The following is a 3405-nucleotide window of genomic DNA, read 5'->3' as shown; positions in this document are numbered from 1 at the left end:
TTAGTCCTTTACTTGGCTTACTTGGTACGGTTTTGGGAATGATAACCGCTTTTCAAAAGCTCGAAGCCTCTGGCATGAAAATAAATCCTGCCATTCTCGCTGGAGGTATATGGGAGGCATTGCTGACTACCGCTTTTGGATTGATAATCGCCATTCCAACAATGGCAGCGTACTATTACTTAGAGGGAGAAGCCGACAAGCTTAGAATGAGAATGAAAGATGCGCTCGTGCCGCTATTTGCTCTCTACAACAATACCTCTATTCAATCGACTGGGGACGAAGAGAAAAAAACAACAGCTAGAGTTTCGTAATTATGGATTTACACTTTGACACCAGAAAGCGCCTGCCAATCGAACTGGACATAGCTCCATTAATAGACGTAGTCTTTCTGCTTCTAATATTTTTCATGCTTACTAGCACTATGGTAGTTCCCGAAGCTATCGAGTTAAATCTTCCGGCATCTGAATCCGCTACGCAGAGCGAGAGTACGGCGGTAGTTATTTCTGTATCTCAAAGCGGAGAACTCTTATTAAACGACAAGAAGACCAATCTAGACTCATTGCAAAATGAAGTTAAAACTTTACTTAGCAACAGCACCAAAGAAATCACGCTTAAATCGGACTCTAAAGTCGACATTCAAAAAATTGTTGAAGTCATGGACAAAATAAGATTAGCCGGTGGAACCAACATAGCCCTGGCCACCGTTCCTAGCGACCAGTGATTTGCTTACTAGAAATTACTAGAAAAGAGCCTGGCTCTTTAGCTCTCTAATGACTCCCGACCTACCAATAAGCACTAGAGAATCTCCACCCTGAACCTTCTCAGTAGGGTTAATACTCGTAATACGCTCCTCGTTTCTGCGAATACCAACTAACGTTGCACCAAATTTTTGGCGAAACTGAAGTTCGGCCAATGATTTGCCAGATAAATTAGACGTTTCTGAAACCTTAATCTCTGCGATTTCAAAGCGATCTGTATCATCGTTAACTCTACGAGCTTCGATTTGATTGAGTATGTTTTCTGCTTCCTTTAGTCCTAAAGGATCTCCCATGAGCAATAGGCGATCGGCAGGAAAGATTCTAAAATCTGGGCTGGGTTCATAGTAAATACTTCCACCTCGACTTACCGCCAAAATTGATATTCCGGATGACGATAGAGAAAGGTCTTGGATTGCCTGACCTGCTACTGAGGCGTCCGAACGAATGCGAAGCTCAAGAAACGAAACAGGCCAATCGATCGATTCAGGCAAGAAATCCATTGCGTAAGTCAGAGCATCGGCAGCGGTCTCCGTCGCGTCCCTAAACGGTCGAAATACTAAATTGGCACCAGCTTTTTCATATGCCTGCGCCTCATGTCCGTTTGTAGCCGTTAAGGCCACCTTACCTTTATACTTGTCCTGCTTTAAATTATGTATTAGAGTCAAATTCATCTCTTTAGAACGAACTGTGCTAATGACCCATCTCGCCTTGTCCAGTGGTAAATGCTCGTACATTTCAGCATTAGCCATATCGCCATAGATAACTGGAACGCCTCTCTTTCGCCATCTAGCGAGCGCATTGGGATCAAAATCGACGCCCACTACGGCAGTCTTTCGGCCTAGAAGGTAATCCATGAGTCCGCTTCCGTAGTTACCTAGACCAACTAGAATTGCATCGACAGCCCACGTCGCCTTAAGAGTATCTATTGCAGCTTCGCGGTAAGGGTTCTTCCTTTCGAATATTCTAAGCCTATCAGAGAGCCAGCGATAAAGCGGTTCGGAATAGAGGATCATATACGTAGACAGAAAGATAGTTTCTACACCTACCAGAGTAATCAATCCCTCCGTCTCCTTACTAATGTGGCCTATGCTCGAGCCGAGAGCTGCCACTATAAGCGAAAACTCGCTAACTTGAGCTACCGTAAGCCCTGCGAGGAAACTCGTGCGACGTCGATAGCCCATTAGGCCCATAATAATCAGCACAATAAGCGGATTGCCGATCAGCACAAAAATCGACAAAACAAGCGATAGAACGAACTGCGAATCTATAGTAGACCAATCCAGCCTTGACCCAAGGCTGATAAAGAAAAACAGCAGTAGGAAATCCCTAAGGCTGGCTAGACGCGCGCCAATTGAATCACGATAATCAGTAGATGCTAATGAAATACCAGCCAAGAACGCCCCAATTTCCTTGCTAAACCCGAGTAGTTCGCTTATCGCACTGAGCATAACAGCCCAGGTAATCGCAAAAAGTGTCAATAATTCCAGCGAATGCGCTAGTCTCCTCAGCAACCGTGGAATTACGTATTTCATCGTTAGCGCCACAGCGCCAAATAGCCCTAAGCCTTTCGCACCAATTATCACGAAGGTCGAATATCTAGCCCCTTCCTCACTTAGAGACGCACCAAAAGTAGTCAGACCAACTAGTGCTAAAATTGCTGCTATGTCTTGAACGATCAAAAACCCTAAAGCAATCTGCCCATGTAGGGAATCTATCTCCTTCTTATCCGACAGAAGCTTTACAATAATGATAGTGCTGGAAAAGGTTAGCGCCACTGCGACATAAGCCGCAGCTAAGGGGGTCATGCCCATTGCTATGGCTATTACAAATCCGATTAGCGATGTAAACACTATCTGCCCAACGCCTGTAGCTAGAGCAACTGGACCGATAGTTCGAATTAGATGCAAATCAAGTTTTAGCCCTACGATAAACAGGAGAAGTGCCACGCCGATATGTGCCAGGAGCTCGATCTGATCGTAGCTCTTAATAATTCCGAAAACAGACGGGCCAGCAAGAACACCAGCGACCAAAAACATAATAATTAAGGGCTGCCGCAACTTCTGGCCCACAACCCCAGCTAGCATCGCCAAACCAAGGATAGTGGCTATTTCTTCAAACCCGCTATTCGCAGTCATCTTAAGCTCCGATCATCGTACTGATTTAACAACTTCATAAAGGCGCCTTTCTTCTCGCTTCATTTTATTGGCTATACTTTTAGACACCCCCTCATGTTCGCAACCAACTAAATGCAGCAAGCCATGAATCAACAATCTTACGATTTCGTTTCTTAGGCTCTCATCGCGCAAAGTAGCATTTCTTGCGGCCGTAGCTACGGAAATTACAATATCGCCTAAAACATTTTGACAATATTCTGCATAATCGCCCTCTCTGAGAGAAAAGGACAATACATCGGTCGGTACGGGCTTGTTTCGATACTGCGCGTTTAAAACAGAAATCTCATCGTCATCGGTTAATAACAGGCTTAGTTCCGTAGTCCTGCATTCCAAGTCGTTTAAGAGGATCCTCGTTATCCTTTTCAAGTCCCTTTGCGAAATGTTCTTCCTTAGAAGCCTCGCTGCCGTTTTTCGCACTAGTATCTCTACGCCCATTCTTAACATGCTCTCCTAGACTAGTGTTCACCACAGAC

The 3405-nt window shown here is 44.8% G+C and carries 4 protein-coding genes; 2 read left to right on the top strand and 2 right to left on the bottom strand.

Annotated features, from left to right (window positions below; translation table 11 throughout):
- Both IT291_11520 and IT291_11515 read left to right on the top strand, forming a co-directional pair.
- Positions 1–311 (top strand): MotA/TolQ/ExbB proton channel family protein (locus IT291_11520; protein MCC6221858.1); only part of this gene is annotated, 311 nt, incomplete at its 5' end.
- A 2-nt stretch (positions 312–313) separates the two neighbouring features.
- Positions 314–721, top strand: coding sequence for a biopolymer transporter ExbD (locus IT291_11515; GenBank protein MCC6221857.1), 408 nt, complete (start codon positions 314–316; stop codon positions 719–721).
- Between the two features lie 18 nt (positions 722–739).
- Here the strand turns inward: IT291_11515 and IT291_11510 are convergent, their stop codons facing one another.
- Positions 740–2893 carry a cation:proton antiporter gene (locus IT291_11510; protein MCC6221856.1) on the bottom strand — a complete coding sequence of 718 codons (2154 nt, stop codon included), beginning with the start codon at positions 2891–2893 and terminating at the stop codon, positions 740–742.
- A 12-nt stretch (positions 2894–2905) separates the two neighbouring features.
- Positions 2906–3367 (bottom strand): rRNA maturation RNase YbeY, encoded by a 462-nt coding sequence (gene ybeY, locus IT291_11505; GenBank protein MCC6221855.1) that lies wholly within the window; start codon positions 3365–3367, stop codon positions 2906–2908.
- Positions 3368–3405: the final 38 nt, after the last annotated feature.

Source organism: Deltaproteobacteria bacterium (assembly GCA_020845775.1).
GTDB lineage: Bacteria > Bdellovibrionota_C > UBA2361 > SZUA-149 > JADLFC01 > JADLFC01.
This window is presented reverse-complemented; position numbering and strand designations above follow the sequence as displayed.